The following is a 19,229-nucleotide window of genomic DNA, read 5'->3' on the forward strand; positions in this document are numbered from 1 at the left end:
AAGAAAACTTAGATTGGGGTCTGGCGTGCCGGCTCAAGCCGGCACAACCCTAGCGACTATATCGCCGCATCGCTTTCTGAAGAAGCTTTTGTTCCCAATGCACCCCACAGGCCAAAGGGGCTTTGCATTCCTGCACTCAGCATTCCTGCAGCGTTTCCGACTTGAGCGCTGTTCTGATTTCCCGACTCGATTGAGTCGGTCACGAACTTCACGGCACCGTCGCCCATCAATACATGACAACCTCCCTGGTGACGGCTCCCCATTGGCAGGATTCCACTATTGAAATTGTTTGTCTCCATGCACAATTTGCTATTCGGTGGGGAGATGGTGTGAACACTACCCCAGATTCCCCGCATGTGGGCCCATTGAAATCCACGCCGTTGCTCTGGCTCGGAAGCCGATCCTTGAATCAAGGCATATGTTGCCGTGGGCGCCCAGAATTGTGGACGTTCTGGATCCACGAAGGTGTCGCATGATTGGACACCATTCGCGATTTTGACATTGTTGCCGACTGATTGACCAGCATGCGTGCGCACGTCATTGTCGCCAATATCGGTCGGCATTTCGCCGGCACAGATCGTATTGGATAGACCGTCTAGGACGTCCTTGAAGGAGGATTCGTACCGCGGCACAAAGAAACCGCGGCAGGAGGCTGCTCTTGCAATCGCGGCAGCAGTTGATTCCACGCCACTGTCGTTACGGCCACCCGCCGTCATTTGTGCTGAATCTCCAATGCATGCCATGTAGTTGGTGCGTCCTTGAGCTGGCAGCCCCTTGCCCGGATCGCTGGGGCAGCGAAAGGTGGGCACGTCAGCCATCCAGGGCGAATACCCGGCAGCCGCTTGGCTACCAAGCGACCGGCGCGGGTCTGGTCCCATGGAAGGGAATCTCGCACCTGATACTGGATCAGTATGAGGGTTGCTTATCTGCTGCCACATTGCCTGCTGCTCGACGAACGGCAAGAGCGGCACGAGGAAAGAGAGAGACATGCGATTGTTCGCCAGCGGAGCAGCCCCGACAGATCCACCGTCTGGGTTGCCGCCCGCTCGGTTCGGTGTCCCCGTCCCATGTTTGGGAATCATGTTGAAGGAAGCGTGGTAGTTATGGATACCCAAGCCAATCTGCTTGAAATTATTGCTGCAGCTCATTCGGCGAGCTGCCTCGCGAGCAGCCTGAACTGCAGGAAGCAGCAGTCCTACCAAGACGCCGATGATGGCGATGACGACAAGCAGCTCGACCAGTGTGAAAGCGTGCCTAGAACTTCGATGGATCAACACAAAATACCTTAGTGAAAGAGTGTAGGCGCAGCAGTTAGCAGCCACCTCAGAGAATTGGTTTTCGGCTTGGCAAGACAATGAATTACTGGATCTGAGCAGATCCGGCAGGACGAACCGAGTCGATTCGCTGTGGTTTGCGTGGGGAAGTAAGGTCTTGCGACGCCTTAGGGGGTTATGAAACTCCGCAGCGTCGGCCAGGTTTCGGGAATTCTCTCGGATTTATTCAGGCTTTGACAGGGGGGCTTCTCGCCTTTTATTGGCGGTCATCCAGGATGCGGTATTTTCGAGGCTTGGACTCCTGCGTCCCGTGAGAAAAAGGGCAAGCTCACTGCGTTTGGGCCGCACCACTATCGCCCAGGTTGTGCAGGAAATGACAGGCGAACGGATTGTTCCTTTCCAAGCCAGCGTCCTCACAGAGCTTCGCTCCGTTATTCCCGGCACCTGAACTACATGCGATTTCAGAATGAATCGCAAATTACTCGGCGCAGGAGTACAGTACTGAAAAAATCGGCTCATCCGACGGAAGCGTGCGCCCGAGGTTTTCAAGGCATGGCTCCCGTATCGAAGGATTTATTTGTGGGATGTGATTATCAATGTTAGACTGGCACTGGCGGGTGAAACGGAGCCGAGCTCGAATGGCGTGGACTTAAGCAGCTTTACTCGAGTTTCACGGGCATCTGTTTTCGCTTCCGTCCGGCTTGTCCGGGCGGAGCGGCAACTGCAAGCTACCTGCAAAACGCCCTCGCCAGATCGATCTCCGCTCCGGGCTTGTCCCGGCGGAATCAGCGAAGCAAGTCGTGTGACCGCCGGGACAAGCCCGAGACGGAGCACCGTTTCTACTTCGCATTTTTTCGGTAGCTGCCAGTTGATTCCTCCGCCGAGACAAGCTCGACGGAAGGATGTCTCACAGGCGGCAATCGCTTAAGTCCACGCCATTCGAGCCGAGCTCTGCAGAGGTGCTGGCTTGGCAAGGGATATCTCGGTCGCCAGCGTTTCCCTGCAAAAGCGGTACGCCAATGGTGTTGTCGGTCCCTGGCGAGCGCTTGTTCGTCAGGGACGCATTTTTGAACGATCATTGGATACTCGAGCCATGCCTCAAAAAACCTTCCGCTGTGCTCTGCGCACGCTTCCGTCGGATGAACCAAAAAATCCACCACACTGGATCATTCAGGACGGGGTCTGCGACCCACTTCGGGGTCGACGCTACTCCTTCAACCCTGCACCGTAGCTGGCGCTGCGCTGACCTACGGCTATTGTCTGAAATCCCGATCGGGATACTTGTAGATAGTCAGCAGGTTTGCTCCCCCGTGTGCTTGTCACACGCCGAAGCGACGTTTTGAAATTAGAAAACGGCGTCATCGACACGCGTTCCCCTGTCGGCTTGTCTGGCAGGAAACCAAGCCGACAAACTTTGCGCTGATGCGGGGCACGCCCACATGGGAGCAGCTTGAACCCTCCATCTTCTAATCACAAAACGGCGATTCCTGTCAGGCAAGTTGACAGTGGATCCTTGATGGGTAACCGACTGCTCGTCGCCTCGCCACTTATCGATCATGCGATGCTACCGTGTGACCAGGTTGCTTCGAGTTTACTTCTTTTCGGCGTGGATGGTTGCGGGGATTTCTTGGCCAGCTGGAATGAAGCGCATTGAAATGCTGTTGACGCAGTGGCGTGTGTTTTTGTCGGTCAATCGTTCCCCCTGAAACACGTGGCCGAGGTGACCGCCACAATTGGCGCACATGATTTCGGTTCGCCTGCCGTCGGCATCGACGTCATGGAGAATAGCACCTTCGATTTCGTCATCGAAACTTGGCCAGCCGCAATGGCTATCGAACTTGTCGTCGCTACGGTACAGCTCCGCATTGCACTGGCGGCAAACATACGTACCGGCATCTTTCGTGTTCGTGTATCCGCCCGGGCCAGGAGCCTCGGTGCCTTTCTGCAAGATCACGCGAGCTTCTTCAGCGTTGAGCGAGTTGTAAGCTTGGTTCATGATTGTTCTTCAGAGGAGGGTCGTGCGGGTGTGTCGGCGGGCCGCGGCGGGGTAGGGTCCGAGGGATGGTCGGCAGCAAACTTCGCGTCCGTCCGTGCTTCGACTGCGCCACTGTATATCTCGTGCGCGACCAGAACAATCATGCCAATGAACAGCGGTACGAAGTAGTAGAGGATGCGGAAGATCAAGACCGACGCGAGCACGGGTTGTCCGACGGTGTCCTTGAGCAGCGTCCAGAGAATGAGCTCGAGGACGCCGAGTCCGCCGGGGACTTGAGAGATCAACGAGATCACGATGGCGACCAGATAAGCGGCCAATACCATTGGGAAGGGGACGACGGCGTTACCGGGCATCACGAGATAAAGAGCTGTCGCGGAGATCAGCAGATCTACCGCCGCCACCGACGCCTGAACCGTGGCGAGTCCTACCGAGGGAGGCCGCAGGTGCAGCCGGCCGATCGGCCAAGGTTTGTGCCAAAACAAGCAAACCATCCCGTACAGGAAGCTGATGCTCAGCAAGATGATGCCGAGCGTTCGCGTGCCAAAGGGCAGGGCGTACTTCGCGGGCAGCTCAATCGGTGCCAGCGTGAGGGCAATGCCGCCGAGCAAGCAGACACCTGACCAGAACGTCAGCCCCAAGACCGAAACCAGCGCCACGATCTGAGTGTGGCTCAGGCCCCAGCGATGGTAGAAGCGATATCGAATCGGGGCCGCTGCGATCAGCGTGCCGAGGTTATTGCCCAGTGAATAGCCGATGAAGGAGACCAGGGCGACCCGCCGCAGTGGCAAGACCCGGCGCACGTACCGCAGGGCGAGCAAGTCGTAGCAGGCTAGCAACCCGTAATTCAACGCAATCAACATCGCTGCGATGACGAGGTAGGCGGGCTGAACGCTGGTTAGCCCATGAACAAAATCTTCACGAGAAACTTTGCTCGCTTCGGTAATGAGCAACCGAATGGCAAACGCGAAGAGCACCAATGCCATCGCGGGTCCGACGAGTTTGCGAGGATCTACCTTGAGCACGGTATGTTAACGCTCGCTGGCGCGGGGGAGGGAAGGAGAGGCGGGGGACTGTATCTTAACAGGCATTGTGCGATTTGCCTGCTCCTCTACTGCCAATCGCCTGCGTTGCCTGCCGCGGGGCGATGGTTGATATCCTCTAGCTCAAATTCGCGGAACCGTTTTTCTCGCTCCCGCTGCTCCGCTTCGCTGTCCTGGGCGGGAGGGGCTTCCCCGTCGGTATCCATGATGTCTCGGTCTTGGGGTGCGCCGGACGCCTCAGCGTTTGGGGCGGCGTCACTGGAATCGCCATCGTCCCCACCGGCGTAGTCCATGCTGGGACCATCGGATTGAGCGCGGGCGGACAGGTCCGACGCTCGGCTGCCACCGGGGTCAAAGATGCTGCCGACACGCCCCGAGTCCCGCAGGGTTCGCTGCCACGCACCGCCGTAGGATGCGTAGGCCTCGTCGTCGCAATCGGCGCATAAGCGGCAGCCACCGAGAACCATCAGGCCGCCTAGCAGGCACCCCAACCAGACAAAACTGACAACGGCTGATGCGGAGAAACGGAATCGGGCGGATTGGGAAGCAGTCATAGCAAATGCCGAGTGGGATCGCTTTCAGTAAAAATCCTCGACGGGCGAGGCGTTCTAAGATTGTTTTCGGCGTCCAGCCCAACGTCAGCTGAGTCAAAATGGGAAGAATTTGCGGGTTAATCGGATGGTAGTGGTTATTTTTGATGAAAATTTCCAAAATTTAGTTAAGTTCGGCCTTCCCCAAGACGGGGGAAATACGAGAGAACCGAATTGTCAGGTTGGCAAGGACGCTAATCAGACGCTCGAGCGGGACGTTCGAGCCTTTTCGGCGACTCACAAGGATGTAAAGTAATGGCCCAATTCGTATTGTTGACCTCGGCGTTGAGTGTTCTCGGGTTGCCTTTGATCGCCCTCGCGGCGTTATTGCTAGCAAAGCTGTCCACGGGCGCGGCGGCGCGGCGGGCCGAACGCCGGTTCTTGGCGGTCTTGGTCGTCATGTCGCTGGTCACCATGCACACCGTCATGACGCAGAACGCCGCCTGGTTGATCCACACCGCGACTCTCGGGCTGATGGTGGTCGGTTCTCTTTGGATTCCGAACCAACAAGCCTACAATGATTCGAAAGATCCGTTCTTCGCGGGCTGATCAATTACTAAAAAGTCGTGGCGACTTTCGCGATTTTCTCCTGTCGAGTTCGCCACGCCGTTTCCTTTCCAACATCCCCCTCTCTCGCTCATGACCGATCCCATCGCAGCAGCTCCGTCGACTCGGGTGTGCGTTGTCCCGGGGGGCCCCGTCGAGGGAAGCGTTCGGCCACCAGGCAGCAAGAGCTTGACGAACCGCGCCTTGGTCTGCGCCGCCTTCGCCAGCGGCACGAGCCGGCTGAGCGGTACCCTGGTCAGCGAAGACACCGAGGTGATGATCGAGTCGCTCGCCAAGATCGGCGTTGCGATCAAGAAGGTCGATGGAGGCCAGGCACTCGTAATCGAGGGAATCGGTGGGGTGATCAGCGAAGACGCCAGACGCATCAGTGCTCAGTCGCCCGTCGAGATGTTCATCGCCAACAGCGGCACGACAATCCGATTCCTAACCGCCGCCCTGTCCGCGTTCGGGGGACGCTACCGCTTGTCGGGGATCCCACGGATGAGTGAACGACCGATCGGTGATTTGGTCGATGCGATCAAGCCGATCTTGGATGGCGAAATTGTCGCGGAGTCCCCCGGCGGTTGCCCGCCGGTGAGTATCGATTCACGCGGCTGGAAAGGATCAGGGCTCGCAGTAAGCGGTGGCGTGAGTAGCCAGTACCTCAGTGGTTTGATGATGGCTGCCCCCATCGCGAGCCAAGCGGTCCGGATGGAAATTGTCGGCGAGATGGTGTCGATGCCCTATGTTCGCATGACGGCCGGATTGATGCAGACGTTCGGTGGCCAGACGCAGTGGGAACAGGACGACGATGGAAAACTGTCTGCTGTTACCGTTGGTGGCGAGTACGTCGGGTGTGAATGGGCGATTGAGCCAGACGCGTCGGCAGCGAGCTATTTCTGGGCGGCAGCAGCAATCAGCGGCGGGCGTGTGCTCGTCCAGGGACTCGGCGAAGACGCCTCCCAAGGTGATGTCGGGTTCGCCCGGGTGCTAGCGCAGATGGGCTGCGACTACACAGCGACCGACGCCGGAATCGAGATCGCGGCGGAGACAGCTGGTTCGGAACCTGCCGCCTTGAGTCCGCCATCGCTGCGTGGGATCGACGTGCAGATGGGCGAGATCAGCGACACAGTGCAGACCCTGTCAGTCGTCGCGCTCTTTGCCGACGGACCGACTCGCATTCGCGGCGTGGGACACAATCGGTTCAAAGAGACCGATCGGATCGGCAACCTCGCTATCGAACTGAGAAAGCTGGGCGGGCGAGTCGACGAGCACGACGATGGACTGACGGTGTATCCATTGACGGCCGAGCGAATCGCCAGCGACGAAACCGTTGTCTTGGAGACTTACAACGACCACCGCATGGCGATGAGCTTTGCATTGTTAGGATTGCGGATCGCGGGTATCGAAATTCTCAATCCAGCATGCACGCGGAAAACCTACCCGGAGTTCTGGGCTGATTTGGAGTCTTTGACCGGTCGGGCACATCACTGGCATTCGTCTGATCGCCCATCGGAGTCGATCGCGTGAGCCTGTTGATTACCTGCGATACCGGAGGCTGGAAAACGCCTTCTCGGTTGCGGTCCCATTTAGAGGGGACGGAGCTCTCCTCAGCGGGAGTGATCGCGGGTCGAATCGGCGGGGATCAACTGCTTCGTCCCGCGGTTGATCGGGAAGCCAACTTCGCGGCACGGCGTTTGGCGCATCGCTGCGGAGGCGTCGTTGTCTGTAACGAGTACCGCGGCGATCTGATCAACGTGGGCCACTCGCTGCACCATCGTCAGCTCTTCCCCGCCGGGGCTCGAGCTTTACCCACGCTGACACGCGAAGTGATCGTCCAAGAGATCTACACGCCGTACCGTAATCGCGTCCAGCGGCAGTTGCTCGACTTATTGCGGAGTTGGTCCTATGTCGTGCATTTGTCGATCCGGACATTTGCGGCCAAGACGCGCGAGGGGCACTGGCGACGCGGCGACGTCGGGCTCCTTTACGATCCCGCTCGGCAAGACGAGACGGATTGGTGTTTGGATTTAATCGACGAACTCTATCTGTCGACTCCCGACCTCAAAGTGCGACGCAATCATCCTGGCCGCGGAACCAACGATTCGTTGACGAAGTCTCTGCGGATGCAGTTCTCTCCCGACGTGTACCTTGGGATTGAAATCGTGCTCAACCGGGCTTGGATGGGCCGTTCGGTTTTGCGCCGCGACCAAACGCTCGATTTGGTCGGTGATGCCGTCGGCGAATTATCAGGCGAGCCGATCGAGCGAGCGGCCTAGCATCGGGAGAACATTGAGTGGCGTGAGCTTCGGGCTTACGGTCGGCAAGAATCGCAAGCTGCAGGTTTCGCCGCTTTTCGACTTGTTACTCATTGGGCCCGTGTTCCCTCGTTGGCTTCGCTCCCGACTATCGCGAATACTCGGGTTTTTCGGCATCACTGAGAATCTCGGGATTTTGGCAGGCGGAAGCGCCGAAAAGGAGAGATAGAAGCACACGCATGAAGCGATCGATGTGCGTTTCAAGGACGAAGCTGGTCTTCTTTTCACCATCCAGCTTGCGAGTCCCCGGCTATGCGAAGTCTCACTATTGGCGCCCTGATTGTTTGCGGCGGAACCATCGCAGCCCTGCCGTTTCGACGCGATCATGTCGAGACGGTTCCCGAGGAAAACAGCTCCAGCTTGATCACGATGCCGGCTTCGGAGTTGGCGATCTCGAGCGATATGGTGCCCGACGCCCCTTGGTTTTCAGAATCGGAGAGTAGCGAGCGATTGGGTACCCTGCGTCAACGCGCTCAATCAGCTATGTCTCTGGCGTCGCAGGCGCGGCGCCCCGATGCCATGCGTGGTATCCCATCGCAGGCCTCGGCACGCCCGCGGCGTGATGTCCGTCTGCCACTGACCTATGACGACCTCGCTGTGCCGCTGACGGCGACCCACTTCCACGATGGTCGATTCAATGCTCTGGCGAGCCAGCAAGCCGCACCGTGGCAGCAGCCGGCTCAACCGAGTCAGGCCCAGCAGATGTCGCCGCAACAATTAACCGCTTCGAACCAAGGTTCGGCGAACAGCAGTTTCGAGACGATGCAGGTCCGAGCGAATTCCCCGCAGCAGTCTGCTGCTCGGCGTCCGCCGTGGGAGATGGCAGGCGATCTGCCGCAGTCGATCTTGCTGGATTCGACTTCGCCTGCGACCGCACCTTCGACGACGCCCTCGACGTCGCCCTTGACCTCGCCCGTAGCGCAGGCAACGACTGCCCCAGCTGCGTCGCAGCCATCCGGGCCAGCGTCCTCGCAGCCGACGGCCGTGGTAGGTCGCTTAGCGAGCGATTCACAAATGCGCCCTCGAGACGTCGCTGAGACGCCGGCGCAGCCCCGCCAGCGGCACTGGATTCGTCAGCCCAACTGAGCAAAACGCCTGTTGGCGAGAAGGTGTTTTCTAGGAGAGCGAGATCGCAGAGCCGCTCAATCCCAGGGCCCACGTTCCATGTGAAACGCCTAGGTGATCTCCGGTGGCGCTGTCAAGGTCGGTTTCTTGTGAAACCGACCTTGTCTCACTTAACGAGTTTCACCTAAAAACGGAGTGGAAATAAAGTCGCCGCGGATGTCGCCACGACTACTGGGGACAACACCCCAACGGCTCACTTCGCCGCCCCTTCGAACCTCCGATAGGTTCGCCGCAGAGGGTTGCGGCGAGGGTGACCAGGGCAATCAATAGGAACTCCACACCGTGGCTCGGATCTTCAGTGTCGTCAATCAGAAAGGGGGCGTTGGCAAGACAACGACGTCCGTGAATCTTTCTGCGGCATTGGCCATGGCAGGCAACCGGACCCTGTTGATTGACATCGACCCGCAATGCAACGCCACCGGAGCCGTCGGCAGCGATCCGGCTGCCCGGCATGCTCTGCTCGGTGAGTCGCCGCTGGGTGAAAGTGTGATCGTGACCGACGTGCCGAATCTCGGCCTGCTGCCCGGTAGTCGGCGGTTTCAAGATGCCGACGTGATGGCGAACTCCGATACGCAGGCCACCACCAAGCTGCGGGCTCATCTCGATAGTGTGATGGATGACTACGAATACATTCTCATCGATTGCCCGCCGAGCGCCGGCGCGATGACGGAGACCGCGTTGACCGCGAGTACCGAGGTGATGATCCCGATTCAGTGCGAGTACTTTGCCATGGTAGGTGTGGCTCAGCTGATTGGTACGATCAAGAAAGTGATGGGAGCCACCGATGGTCGACTGACCTTCGGCGGGATCCTACTAACGATGTACGACGAGTCGCTGGAGCTGACTCGTGAGATCGACGAAGACGTGCGAGACTTCTTCGGCGATATTGTTTTTGAAAATGTCGTGCCTCGAGACGTCGCCTTGTGCGAAGCCCCGAGTCACGGCCAGACCGTTTTTCAATACGCACCACGAAGTCGTGGAGCGTTCGCTTATACTCAACTGTGCATGGAGGTGCTGCAGCGTGACTAGTGCAACTACCCAAGGGTCCTCGTCTGGGAATTCATCGACCTCGGGGCAACGCAGTGGCGGTTCCCCGCGTTCAGGCAGTGGGAAAGACCGGCGACTCGGCAAAGGGCTCGCCGCCCTGCTCGGTTCGCCCGTCGACGAGGATGGCAATCCGATTGAGGAGGAGAGTTCCTTCTCCCCCGAGACCAAGAGTTCAGCGGCCAAGCCCGCCGTGGCCAAGGAATCCGAAAGCGGACCCTCCGTCCAGACGCTCGAACTGCCTATCGACGAGATTGGGGCGAACCCGTTCCAGCCCCGCCGCGAATTCAATCCAGACGAAATCGCTTCACTCGCCGAGAGCCTGAAGAACCACCAGCAACTTCAGCCGGTGCTCGTTCGAATGGTCGACGGCAAGTACCAACTGATCAGTGGCGAACGCCGCTTGCGGGCTACTGTGCACGCAGGTTTGAAAACGATTCGTGCTGAGGTCCGCGATGCGGATGATCGGTTGGTTGCCGAGCTGGCGATCATCGAGAATCTCCAACGCAAAGATCTCAACCCGATCGAAAAGGCGATGTCGTTCAAACGCTACATCGACGAGCATCAGTGCAAACAAGACGATCTCGCAAGGCGATTGAGTATCGACCGAAGCACGATCGCGAACTTGATGCGGCTGCTCGAATTGCCCCCCGCGATCCTCGAAATGATCACCACGAGTGAGCTCACCGTCGGGCACGCGCGGGCGCTTCTGCCGATCGGCGAGGAAGACGTTCAGCTGCAGATGGCGAACAAGATCCTCGCGGAAAATTGGAACGTCCGCGCGACCGAGACCGCTGTCGGTGAGATGTTGCGCAATGAAGAGGATTCCGAGACCGGCGTGAAGGTGACCAACAAGTCGCGCCAGAAACGCAAGCCGATTCCGCCGCACATCGAAGCGATGCAGCAGGAGATGCGGATGGTCTTCGGGACCAAGGTCGAGATCAAAGCGTCGGCGCGAAGCCGCGGCAAGATCACGATCCACTTCAGTGACGCTGACGAGTTCGAACGCCTGCGTGAACTGCTCGGCTCCGCCGCCCGCCCCCAACTCAAAGTGGCTGGTTAAGCCTGGGGTGTTGAAGAGTTGGTGTTGAAGAGTTGGTGTTGACTCGATTATTGCATGCACAGGTTTTCTGGTTCATCCGACGGAAGCGTGCGCAGAGCACAGGGGAAGGTTTTTCTAGGCATGGCTCTCGTATCCAATAACCTTACAAAAATGCGTCCCTGAGGAACGAATGTTCGCCAGGGACCGACAATACCATTGGCGTACCGCTTTTGCAGGGAAACGCTGGCGACCGAGATATCCCTTGCCAAGCCAGCACCTCTGCAGAGCTCGGCTCCGTTTCTCCCGGCAGTGCCAGTCTAACATTGATAATCACATCCCACAAATAAATCCTTGGATACGGGAGCCATGCCTTGAAAACCTCGGGCGCACCCTTCCGTTGGATGAGCCGGTTTTCTTCCGCTCTATTCATGCCCGAAGCGAGCCTCCTTCCATTACCTAGTCTCCCCTCTCCACCGCGCTTCGTGGGGGCGAGGGGAGACGCCGTGGTTTCGCGATGGATGAGCAAAACAATGCTATCCGAAAAGCACCGGCTACTTTCTAAACCGCCTTCGGCCTGGGGGTTACATGTGGGGGAAGGGCAGCTCGTTAGGACGTCCACCCACCGCGCGGGTTCGTCTTGGCCTGGGTTTCACGCTGTTTCACGTGATGGCATAATCACGCCAGCGACTCACCGATTGACCGGCGGTCGTGGCGTGATATTCATTGTTCTCCCCGACCGAGTGCTGCTTTGGCCGATTCAGAATCTCAGATCGTGATCACACCTGTCGATCCTCAGCAAGACGCAGCGGAGATTGCGAGGATCTACCGGTACTACGTGCTCAATACCTTTGCGACATTCGAGGAGATCCCGCCGACCTGTTCGGAGATGCGAACCCGGATCGAGTCTAGTCTCGACGGGGACTATCCGTTCTTGGTCGCAAAGATCGGCCGAAAGTGCGTGGGCTATGCCAGTACGAAGCTGTTCTACGGCCGCACGGCATTTCACCCGAGCGCGGAGGACAGCATTTTCCTCGACCCCGAGTACTGTGGCCGCGGGATCGGCAGACAACTCCTGAGGCAATTGATCGAGGAATGCACACAGAGGGGTTACCTCAACCTGATCGCGTTGATTGGCGGCGGCTCGCAAAACCAAGGGTCGATCAAACTACACGAGAGTTGTGGGTTTGAGCTCGTTGGCAACCTCCGCAATGTCGGTCGCAAGATCGGACGCCTTCATGACATGTCGACCATGCAACTCGTCCTACCACGTGGCCATCGCACTGTCGAGCATGTGACGACGCCCTCAGATTGATTCGTTCGAAGTCTCTTTCCATGCACTGCCGCCCGTCCCGTGTTGTGACGGAGAAGTATCTGTTCCGTTGTGGTGATTGATGGTCAGCCACCGACTTGTTAGGAGCGTATCGCGTGCGGTCCAGTTGCAGCGATTCTATTGATTTCGCGTGCCGTCCGGTCTGTCGCGATGTTGTGGATTCGGATGCTCTTAACCTCTGCATCGCCGCGCCGATGGAACCTGATTTTCCACCGTCCTGATCGACGATAGCTGGTGTGACGACGAGCGAAAGATTGAGGGGCAAGTCGTCAATCGGGTTTAGGCAATCTACGGCACTCCCTCCGTAGTGAATCGTCTGGCCCGATGAAAGTGTGTAGGTGATCTCTGCTGGCAATGAATGCTGGCGGGACACATGAAACACCACTGCCCCTGACACCTCCCCCCCGCACTGCAATGGATGCCTCGACCGGGCATTGGAACAATGGACAAGGACGCTAAACGAGCACTGCTTCTGTGGCCCATCGTCGCTTCAACCGCCTTGGTTGCCGCGACCACGCTACCGTTGTTGTGGAATGCGCAACCTCATTCGATACCAGCTCGCCCCTCCGCTTTGGGGACGTCGACGCTGGCACGTGTCGTGTCAACGGTCCATCGTCTATTGGGCTCTGAAGTGAGCGTCCCCGAGGCATCCATTGCCACCGCGATGATTCGCAGCGACGAACTGATCAACAGTTCCGTGATGCGGTCGCTCCATGCCGCCGATCCGGTGCACCGGCCGGACCGTGGCCTGCGAGGACTGGCCGCTCCGCTGCGACTGGCGAGTGCGGGTACCCAGGGCGACAAGATCGCCGGGTATCGCGGTGGGGAGGGTGGACGCTTGTTCGGCGAAGCGGACCTGGAATCGAGCAACCAGGTGATCGCTCAGACGTTGTTGGCACCGGTATTGGACCCGGTGGCGGAGCTCGCGGGATACTCGGGAAGGGAGACTACGCCCCCTGCCTCCCCTGCCCTTCCCTCTATTCCAGGCCCTGGAATGGTCGATCCCATTGCCGCCACCGGGAACACCCGCGTCCACTTCGTATCGATGCGAAATCACGTCGATGGTTGGATGAAACAGCTCAATCCGATCGCGAGTTGGGCAGCTAGTCTGGCCACGACGACGGAAGCTCGCGCCGCTGTGACGCATCAAGCGGAATCCATACAGCCGCAGGCTGTCGAGCCAATCGTAGAACCTCCCGCTGCACCGGTTTCCGCTGGAAAGAAGTCGGGTGCAGTGCATCGGAAGCTAGTGTCGCTTCCTGAGAATTCACAATCGACGGATGCGTCAAGCAACCCCGCCGCATCAAGCAACCCCGCCGCGTCAGGTAACCCCACCGCGTGGCCGCAGCCCGAGCAGTTGCGTTTGGATTTGGCGAGCATCTCGACCGCTGCCGATCAGTTGCAGGTCCGCATCGGTCGCGGTGGCGAGACCACCCTGACCTCGCTCGCGGGGTTGACCCACCGCGAGGAAACCACGCGGGGCGATGACGATGGTGCAGATGTGCTGCTAAAACTGATCGAGAGTGTTGATCAAGAGCACGGTGAGCGTTCGACTTCACTCGAACGCGACGTGACGACGCTCGCGATGGGACGATGGGCTGAGCAAGTCGAGCGGACTCTCGATCGCCTGCATGGATTGCCGCGAATCGGCGATGAGGGCAGTGAGCAACCCATCGATGAGTTAGTAGCATTGTCTGAGACTGGTCTGCAGTTAGCCGAACGAGTGCCGGCACGCGACCAGCAAATCCGATGGCTCCGAGCGTCGCACGCGCTCTCCCGTCGGGCTGCCGTTTGGGGACCGATTTGGCAATTGGCGCGAGCTTCGAATGAGTCGAGCGATTCGGCTGAGCGTCAAGCTGCAACATCGGTCCCCGATCCTGAGCATGGATCGCATCGACCCACCTACACGCTGGCTAGTTTCCCCCAGAACGACTCTCAGCAGGACAATACGCTTGCACAGGATCGGTTTGCCCGGCTCGCCGATGCGGTACGTCAGGACTTGCGAGACACCGGCGACGAGGCGGGGTGGGCATCGTTCTTGCTACTCGATCAGATCGATGCGGCGGCCGCGGCGGACGATGCCGAAGAACGGGCGCTCTTGGCACAGCGTTTCCTGTCGCGACTGGATCATTTCTCCTTGGCCGATGAGCATCGCCAGTGGCTCAAGCGAGACTCGGTCGATGCCCTCGCCTCAGCGCTGCAGGCCTGGACGGATCAACCGATCGACTACGCGCGGCTGTTGAGTGATCTCGAGCGTGGAGAAACGGACTCGATCGATTTGGCTGCGATCAAGGTCAGTGAAGCGTTTCAGACGTTGCGGTTCTCTGATGATCTCGCGGCGGCGCGGGTCGCCAAGGCCATCGATGTGACCTATCGAAACGCCAATGTTCGCACCGCTGTTTCCGCGGATCTGCTCAATCGGTTCCTGCCCGCCGTTCCCGAGCGGACCGAGCCTGTTCAGGCGACCGTGATGGGGAACAACGTCCGAGGTGTCAGCACAGTGCAATCGGATTTAAACCTGAAACTCCAACCTTCGCCGGATGCCTGGCAGCTTGCCCTTGGCACCAGGGGGGATGTCCAGACGCGAAGCCAGGGCGGGCAATCCGGGGTCACGGTTCTGAGTGACGGGCACAGTCGCTTTGATGCCTACACGCCTCTCATCATTCGGCCGGGGAGCTACCAGATTGGGAAAACCGACGTTAGCGTCCGAGGCGATCAGCGTCTGCGTGGCATCCGCAGTCCATACGACGGTTGGCCGCTGATCGGTTCGCTCGTCCATGGGGTCGCCGAAAGCCGGTTTCAGGAAGCACTGCCGGTTGCCGAGCGGATCAGTAGTGATCGAATTCGCAGCCAAGTCACCACGGAACTGCAAACGCAGCTTGCCGAAAAGACGCACAGCGCCGGAGTCCGATTGGATGAACTGGTCTTGGGGCCGCTCGGCCGGTTGGACCTCGATCCAAAAGTCATTGATTTGGAGACGACGCCCCGCCGACTGATCGCCCGCTATCGCTTGGCCGGTGACTGGCAGCTGGCCTCCCACACGCCCCGCCCTCGTGCGTGGAGCGATAGTCTGATGAGTTTGCAGATCCATCAATCGGCGCTCAACAATACCTTGGAGCGATTACTGCCGACGGGGCAAGCCAAATCGATCCAGCAGTTTTATGACGACACGCTTCAGCTATTCGGAGGCGATCCCAAGGCATTGCCCGAGGACGTGCCCGGCGACGCGATGATCGAGTTTGCTTCGACGCGGCCGATCACTGTTGAGATCGATGAGACGAAGGTTTGGATTACCCTGCGGGTCGTGCGGTTGGCCGAACCCGACGGGGCGGCGTTGACGCGTTTTATTGTTCGGGCGGGCTACCAACCTACGGTTAACGGGCTGCAAGCCCAACTTGTTCGAGATGGACATCTCAGCATCCGCGGTCCTGGGATGACGATGGGCCAGCGGATCGCGATCCGTGCTCTGTTCAACAAAATTCTCTCCGAACAACGCCCTATCCCCATCACGGGACCACGAATCATCGGACACCCGGCGATGCAAGGACTCGCCATCAGTCAGCTCGAACTACGCGACGGCTGGCTGGCTCTGGCGATCAGCCCAGAGAACTCACCGCGCGTCGCCAAGATCGCCGGATCGAAGGTGAGCCGATGATCGCGTTCCTGGTCGTGATGAGTGTGCGGTTCCTGATGATGCAGTTATCCCACACCTCTGAACTGCCTGGCCAGCAATAAAACTTTCCCCAAGTTTCATGGCGAAGACGCCTGCGACAACACGGGCGGTCGATTGCGTGAAGCGAATACCACCGGGCAGGTTGCAGCTTCCAGTATGCCTGCGTTTCAAGCACCTAGACCTGGAGGATCTTAACGTCGAGCTGCCAGCATGTCTGGCAGGAAGCAATCACGGGAAACTGATGTCGGCTCGTCTCGATCTACCAATCCGCGAGCGGGTGTTCGCGGTGCTGGAGAGGAAAGGTGACTTCCCTGCCGCCTTGGCGGTGAGATTGGAACACTCCACAAATCATTTCCACCGTCAACGCAGCTTCGACGGAGTTGCACAATGGCTCGCGGTTGTTTTTTACCGCATCGATCAGATCTTGAGCCTCCGCATCGTGGTGCTGCACCCGCCGGATCTCAGCGAGGTCGGGCTCGGGGACGTCGACGCCGCCACTGGTAATCGGCAACCAGCGTGCGGGTGGATCGTTCTGCGCAAACGGATTGCCCGGTTGCAGATACGCCAGCGGGTTGCGATCGGCGTAGATTGCGATCCTGCCTTCACTGCCGATCAGTTGCAGCCCGAATCCCTGATTCTGTGTTCCGTCGTTGGCGACTGAATCGAAATACGCGACAACTCCGCTATCGAGAACGAACCGGGCGTGCAGTTGATTTCCGGCCATCGGGCCTAAACCTTCGGCGCCCTTGCCGACATCGCTGCTGGTCGCGGGGCGTCCGTCTTGCAGCAGCACCGCCGAACAGGAGCGGGGCGGACCGGCGAGGCTGGTGATTAAATTCAAGACATGGGAACCGAGCACCCACAGATCTTCGCAGCCGCCTCGCCGGTCACCTTTGCCTCGTCCGCGGATCTCGAGCAGTCGGCCAATGCGACCTTCACGCAGTAGGCCCGCAATCACGTTGATCGCCGGGTGGTAACGGTTGCGGTGGGCGACGGCGACGCGTGCACCATGTGTTTGACAAGCGGCGATCACCTCATCGGCTTCAGCGGGCGTACGCACAAACGGTTTCTCAACATAGATACCTTTTGCGCCCGCCTCGATGGCGGCCAGGATCATGTCGCGGTGTTGATCGACGTGTCTTGGACAAACCGCAACGATGTCGGGCCGAGTCTGTTGCAACATTTGACCATAGTCGGCGTATCCGGCGGTCGCAGGCAGTTTCAGTTTCGCCAGTTCTTGGTTTCTACCGTCCGGATCATGGTCGGCCACCGCAACGATCGAAGCATCAGGTAATCGCTGCCAAACCGTGTCCAAGCCATGTCCATAATCACCGCGACCGGTGCTGCCGATAACACCCACTTTCAACGGCGGTTGATCCGTCGGTGGTTGGGCGGCTAGCGCAGTGGCCGTGAATCCCGAGGCATACATGGCAAATCGGCGTCGGTCCATTCCCGCTCTTTCGATATGGAGTGTTGATGGCAAATAGCCGCCCTGGATGAGTTCCCCACGGCGGCCCGCGATATTGTAACCCACGAAGTCGACGATCACCTTGCTCGGACGAACAGCCTGCCGCAGTCCCAGAAAAGTTTTAGGCCCGAGGCCGACAGAACCTCAGCCGGTGGTGTCACGGGCTGTCGATGTATTGAGGTTCATCCGACGTACGCGTGCGTAGAGCACAGCGGAAGGTTTCTTGAGGCCTGGCTCTCGTATCCAATGATGGTTCAAAAATGCGTCCCTGACGAACAAACGCTCGCCAGGGATCGACAACACCATTGGCGTACCGCTTTTGCAGGGAAACGCTGGCGACCGAGATATCCCTTGCCAAGCCAGCGCCTCTGCAGAGCTCGGCTCCGTTTCTCCCGCCAGTGCCAGTCTAACATTGATAATCACATCCCACAAATAAATCCTTGGATACGGGAGCCATGCCTTGAAAACCTCGGGCGCACGCTTCCGTCGGATGAGCCTTAATTGAGCCAAGACGCGTGAGCGGCCGGGTGGGCGGCGCTGCCGGGGACCTGACGGCGAATAGCACTTACTCAGGCCCCATTTGCGGCATGACTAGCCGGGTAACCCGATGCGTCAGCAACACACGATGAATAAGTGTCGGTTTTAGTAGTGGACGAGGCGACGAGTCCTTGCGTTGCTAAGCGAGGAAAGTGCAGTGCCTTGCGGGGACAACGTCGACTCAATCGACAAACCGGTCAGCCACCGCAAGGAAGTGTACCGACCGATGCTACTGCAGCACCACGAGAAAGCCGCCGGCAATCTTTCGTGCGCCTGGTCCGAGCATTTGCGCTCCGTCGAGCGACAGTCTTTCCCACCGCGCCACATGCCAACCCGTCGCCTCAAAATCGGCGAGTAACTCTCGGCGAGAAAATTGGTGTAGGAACATGTCGGGCAGCCCTCGATAGGCATACACCGCGTCGCCGAACTCGCGGTCGCGACGAGTCAGAGAGCTTATCGCCGAGCCGGCGAGTTGTTTCCAACCGGGCAGGCTCGCGATCGCTCCGTAGCGGTGATGAACATGGAGATAGAAGGAACCGGTCGGGCGGACGATGCGGCGGACGTGGGCGAGGAAGCGTCGCCGGTTGTCTCGACCTTGGATCATGCCGAGGGTACTGAACAGGCAAACCGCGCCGTCTGCGATGTTCTCCGCGAAGACGTCGAGCTCGACAAGATTGGCCTGGATCGGGATCACCGCGGGCAGTCCCCGCGCCTCAACTTGACGGAGCATTGGCAGCGACAGATCGATGGCGAAGACATGGTAACCACTCGCGGCCAGCAGTTCTGAGGCGCGCCCCGTGCCGCAGCCCAAATCGAGCACCCATTTCGGGCTGCGATCATTTTTTTTCTCAGCTGGTTTCTCGGCCGTCTGCTGCCGCGGCGGTTCGGTCTTTTCCGACAGAGAATCCTCTGCATCCTGGTGACGAGGACGGTCCGAAAGAACCGGAAATACTTCTGCTAACAAATCCAGATCGAGGCGGCATAGCGGTGTGCCGGCCACAAATTCGTTATAGCGGGAAGCGATCGACCCTTCGTGGGCATATCGCCAGGTTCCCAAGGAGACCCCGGCAGGCCGTCGCCAAGCGGTTTGGTCGGCGGCAGACGTCCGTTTCGCGGGGCCCGTCGCGGGCGACTTCGGCGTGTTGGGATAGGATGGGGGCATGAGAGTAGCCGCGCGGAGTGGTTTGGGTGCGGGTGCGGGGGCTGGTTCAATCGCTGTGGAGGTACCTATAATTCTGGCCACACA

At 59.0% G+C, this 19,229-nt stretch carries 14 protein-coding genes; 8 read left to right on the top strand and 6 right to left on the bottom strand.

From position 1 onward, the window contains the following. Positions 1-56 precede the first annotated feature (56 nt). The 4 genes from CA85_RS08710 to CA85_RS08725 all read right to left on the bottom strand — a co-directional run bounded on the left by CA85_RS08710 (position 57) and on the right by CA85_RS08725 (position 4,864). On the bottom strand, positions 57-1,277 hold the full coding sequence (locus CA85_RS08710; protein ID WP_456236668.1) for a DUF1559 family PulG-like putative transporter: 1,221 nt from the start codon (positions 1,275-1,277) through the stop codon (positions 57-59). A gap of 1,588 nt (positions 1,278-2,865) precedes the next feature. Beyond that, positions 2,866-3,270, bottom strand: coding sequence for a methionine-R-sulfoxide reductase (locus tag CA85_RS08715; RefSeq protein WP_146390912.1), 405 nt, complete (start codon positions 3,268-3,270; stop codon positions 2,866-2,868). Continuing rightward, complete coding sequence (locus CA85_RS08720) at positions 3,267-4,253, bottom strand: putative bifunctional lysylphosphatidylglycerol flippase/synthetase (protein WP_146391004.1); 987 nt, start codon at positions 4,251-4,253, stop codon at positions 3,267-3,269. Before CA85_RS08720 ends, CA85_RS08715 begins: the two co-directional genes overlap by 4 nt. A gap of 125 nt (positions 4,254-4,378) precedes the next feature. Next, positions 4,379-4,864: a hypothetical protein gene (locus CA85_RS08725; protein WP_146390914.1), complete on the bottom strand. Its 486-nt coding sequence runs from the start codon at positions 4,862-4,864 to the stop codon at positions 4,379-4,381. Between the two features lie 291 nt (positions 4,865-5,155). Here CA85_RS08725 and CA85_RS08730 point away from each other — a divergent pair, with 291 nt between their 5' ends. The 8 genes from CA85_RS08730 to CA85_RS08765 all read left to right on the top strand — a co-directional run bounded on the left by CA85_RS08730 (position 5,156) and on the right by CA85_RS08765 (position 15,960). After that, positions 5,156-5,449, top strand: coding sequence for a hypothetical protein (locus CA85_RS08730; protein ID WP_146390916.1), 294 nt, complete (start codon positions 5,156-5,158; stop codon positions 5,447-5,449). A 90-nt stretch (positions 5,450-5,539) separates the two neighbouring features. Then, positions 5,540-6,976: a 3-phosphoshikimate 1-carboxyvinyltransferase gene (gene aroA, locus CA85_RS08735; RefSeq protein ID WP_146390918.1), complete on the top strand. Its 1,437-nt coding sequence runs from the start codon at positions 5,540-5,542 to the stop codon at positions 6,974-6,976. Further along, a complete protein-coding gene (locus tag CA85_RS08740; protein WP_186774818.1) occupies positions 6,973-7,725 on the top strand; it encodes an N-formylglutamate amidohydrolase in 753 nt (250 codons plus the stop codon). The genes aroA and CA85_RS08740 overlap by 4 nt, the downstream gene beginning before the upstream one ends. Positions 7,726-8,016: 291 nt before the next feature. Then, on the top strand, positions 8,017-8,850 hold the full coding sequence (locus CA85_RS08745) for a hypothetical protein (protein ID WP_146390920.1): 834 nt from the start codon (positions 8,017-8,019) through the stop codon (positions 8,848-8,850). A 321-nt stretch (positions 8,851-9,171) separates the two neighbouring features. Next, positions 9,172-9,918 carry a ParA family protein gene (locus CA85_RS08750; protein WP_146390922.1) on the top strand — a complete coding sequence of 249 codons (747 nt, stop codon included), beginning with the start codon at positions 9,172-9,174 and terminating at the stop codon, positions 9,916-9,918. Between the two features lie 208 nt (positions 9,919-10,126). Next, a complete protein-coding gene (locus CA85_RS08755; protein WP_391564850.1) occupies positions 10,127-10,996 on the top strand; it encodes a ParB/RepB/Spo0J family partition protein in 870 nt (289 codons plus the stop codon). A gap of 727 nt (positions 10,997-11,723) precedes the next feature. After that, positions 11,724-12,287 carry a GNAT family N-acetyltransferase gene (locus CA85_RS08760; RefSeq protein ID WP_186774819.1) on the top strand — a complete coding sequence of 188 codons (564 nt, stop codon included), beginning with the start codon at positions 11,724-11,726 and terminating at the stop codon, positions 12,285-12,287. 460 nt (positions 12,288-12,747) lie between these two features. After that, on the top strand, positions 12,748-15,960 hold the full coding sequence (locus tag CA85_RS08765; RefSeq protein WP_246112613.1) for a hypothetical protein: 3,213 nt from the start codon (positions 12,748-12,750) through the stop codon (positions 15,958-15,960). 277 nt (positions 15,961-16,237) lie between these two features. Here CA85_RS08765 and CA85_RS08770 read toward each other — a convergent pair whose 3' ends face one another. Together CA85_RS08770 and CA85_RS08775 are read right to left on the bottom strand one after the other, a co-directional pair. Next, on the bottom strand, positions 16,238-17,527 hold the full coding sequence (locus CA85_RS08770) for a Gfo/Idh/MocA family protein (protein WP_246112614.1): 1,290 nt from the start codon (positions 17,525-17,527) through the stop codon (positions 16,238-16,240). 685 nt (positions 17,528-18,212) lie between these two features. Then, on the bottom strand, positions 18,213-19,145 hold the full coding sequence (locus CA85_RS08775) for a class I SAM-dependent methyltransferase (RefSeq protein WP_146390927.1): 933 nt from the start codon (positions 19,143-19,145) through the stop codon (positions 18,213-18,215). Positions 19,146-19,229 lie beyond the last annotated feature (84 nt).

This window comes from Allorhodopirellula solitaria (assembly GCF_007859855.1).
Taxonomy (GTDB): Bacteria; Planctomycetota; Planctomycetia; order Pirellulales; family Pirellulaceae; genus Rhodopirellula; species Rhodopirellula solitaria.

Excerpts from the sequence above, each read along its gene's own strand:
- CA85_RS08715 (WP_146390912.1), bottom strand. The coding sequence starts at position 3,270 with ATGAACCAAGCTTACAACTCGCTCAACGCTGAAGAAGCTCGCGTGATC.
- CA85_RS08720 (WP_146391004.1), bottom strand. The coding sequence starts at position 4,253 with ATGGCATTGGTGCTCTTCGCGTTTGCCATTCGGTTGCTCATTACCGAA.
- CA85_RS08725 (WP_146390914.1), bottom strand. The coding sequence starts at position 4,864 with ATGACTGCTTCCCAATCCGCCCGATTCCGTTTCTCCGCATCAGCCGTT.
- CA85_RS08730 (WP_146390916.1), top strand. The coding sequence starts at position 5,156 with ATGGCCCAATTCGTATTGTTGACCTCGGCGTTGAGTGTTCTCGGGTTG.
- aroA (WP_146390918.1), top strand. The coding sequence starts at position 5,540 with ATGACCGATCCCATCGCAGCAGCTCCGTCGACTCGGGTGTGCGTTGTC.
- CA85_RS08745 (WP_146390920.1), top strand. The coding sequence starts at position 8,017 with ATGCGAAGTCTCACTATTGGCGCCCTGATTGTTTGCGGCGGAACCATC.
- CA85_RS08765 (WP_246112613.1), top strand. The coding sequence starts at position 12,748 with ATGGACAAGGACGCTAAACGAGCACTGCTTCTGTGGCCCATCGTCGCT.
- CA85_RS08775 (WP_146390927.1), bottom strand. The coding sequence starts at position 19,145 with ATGCCCCCATCCTATCCCAACACGCCGAAGTCGCCCGCGACGGGCCCC.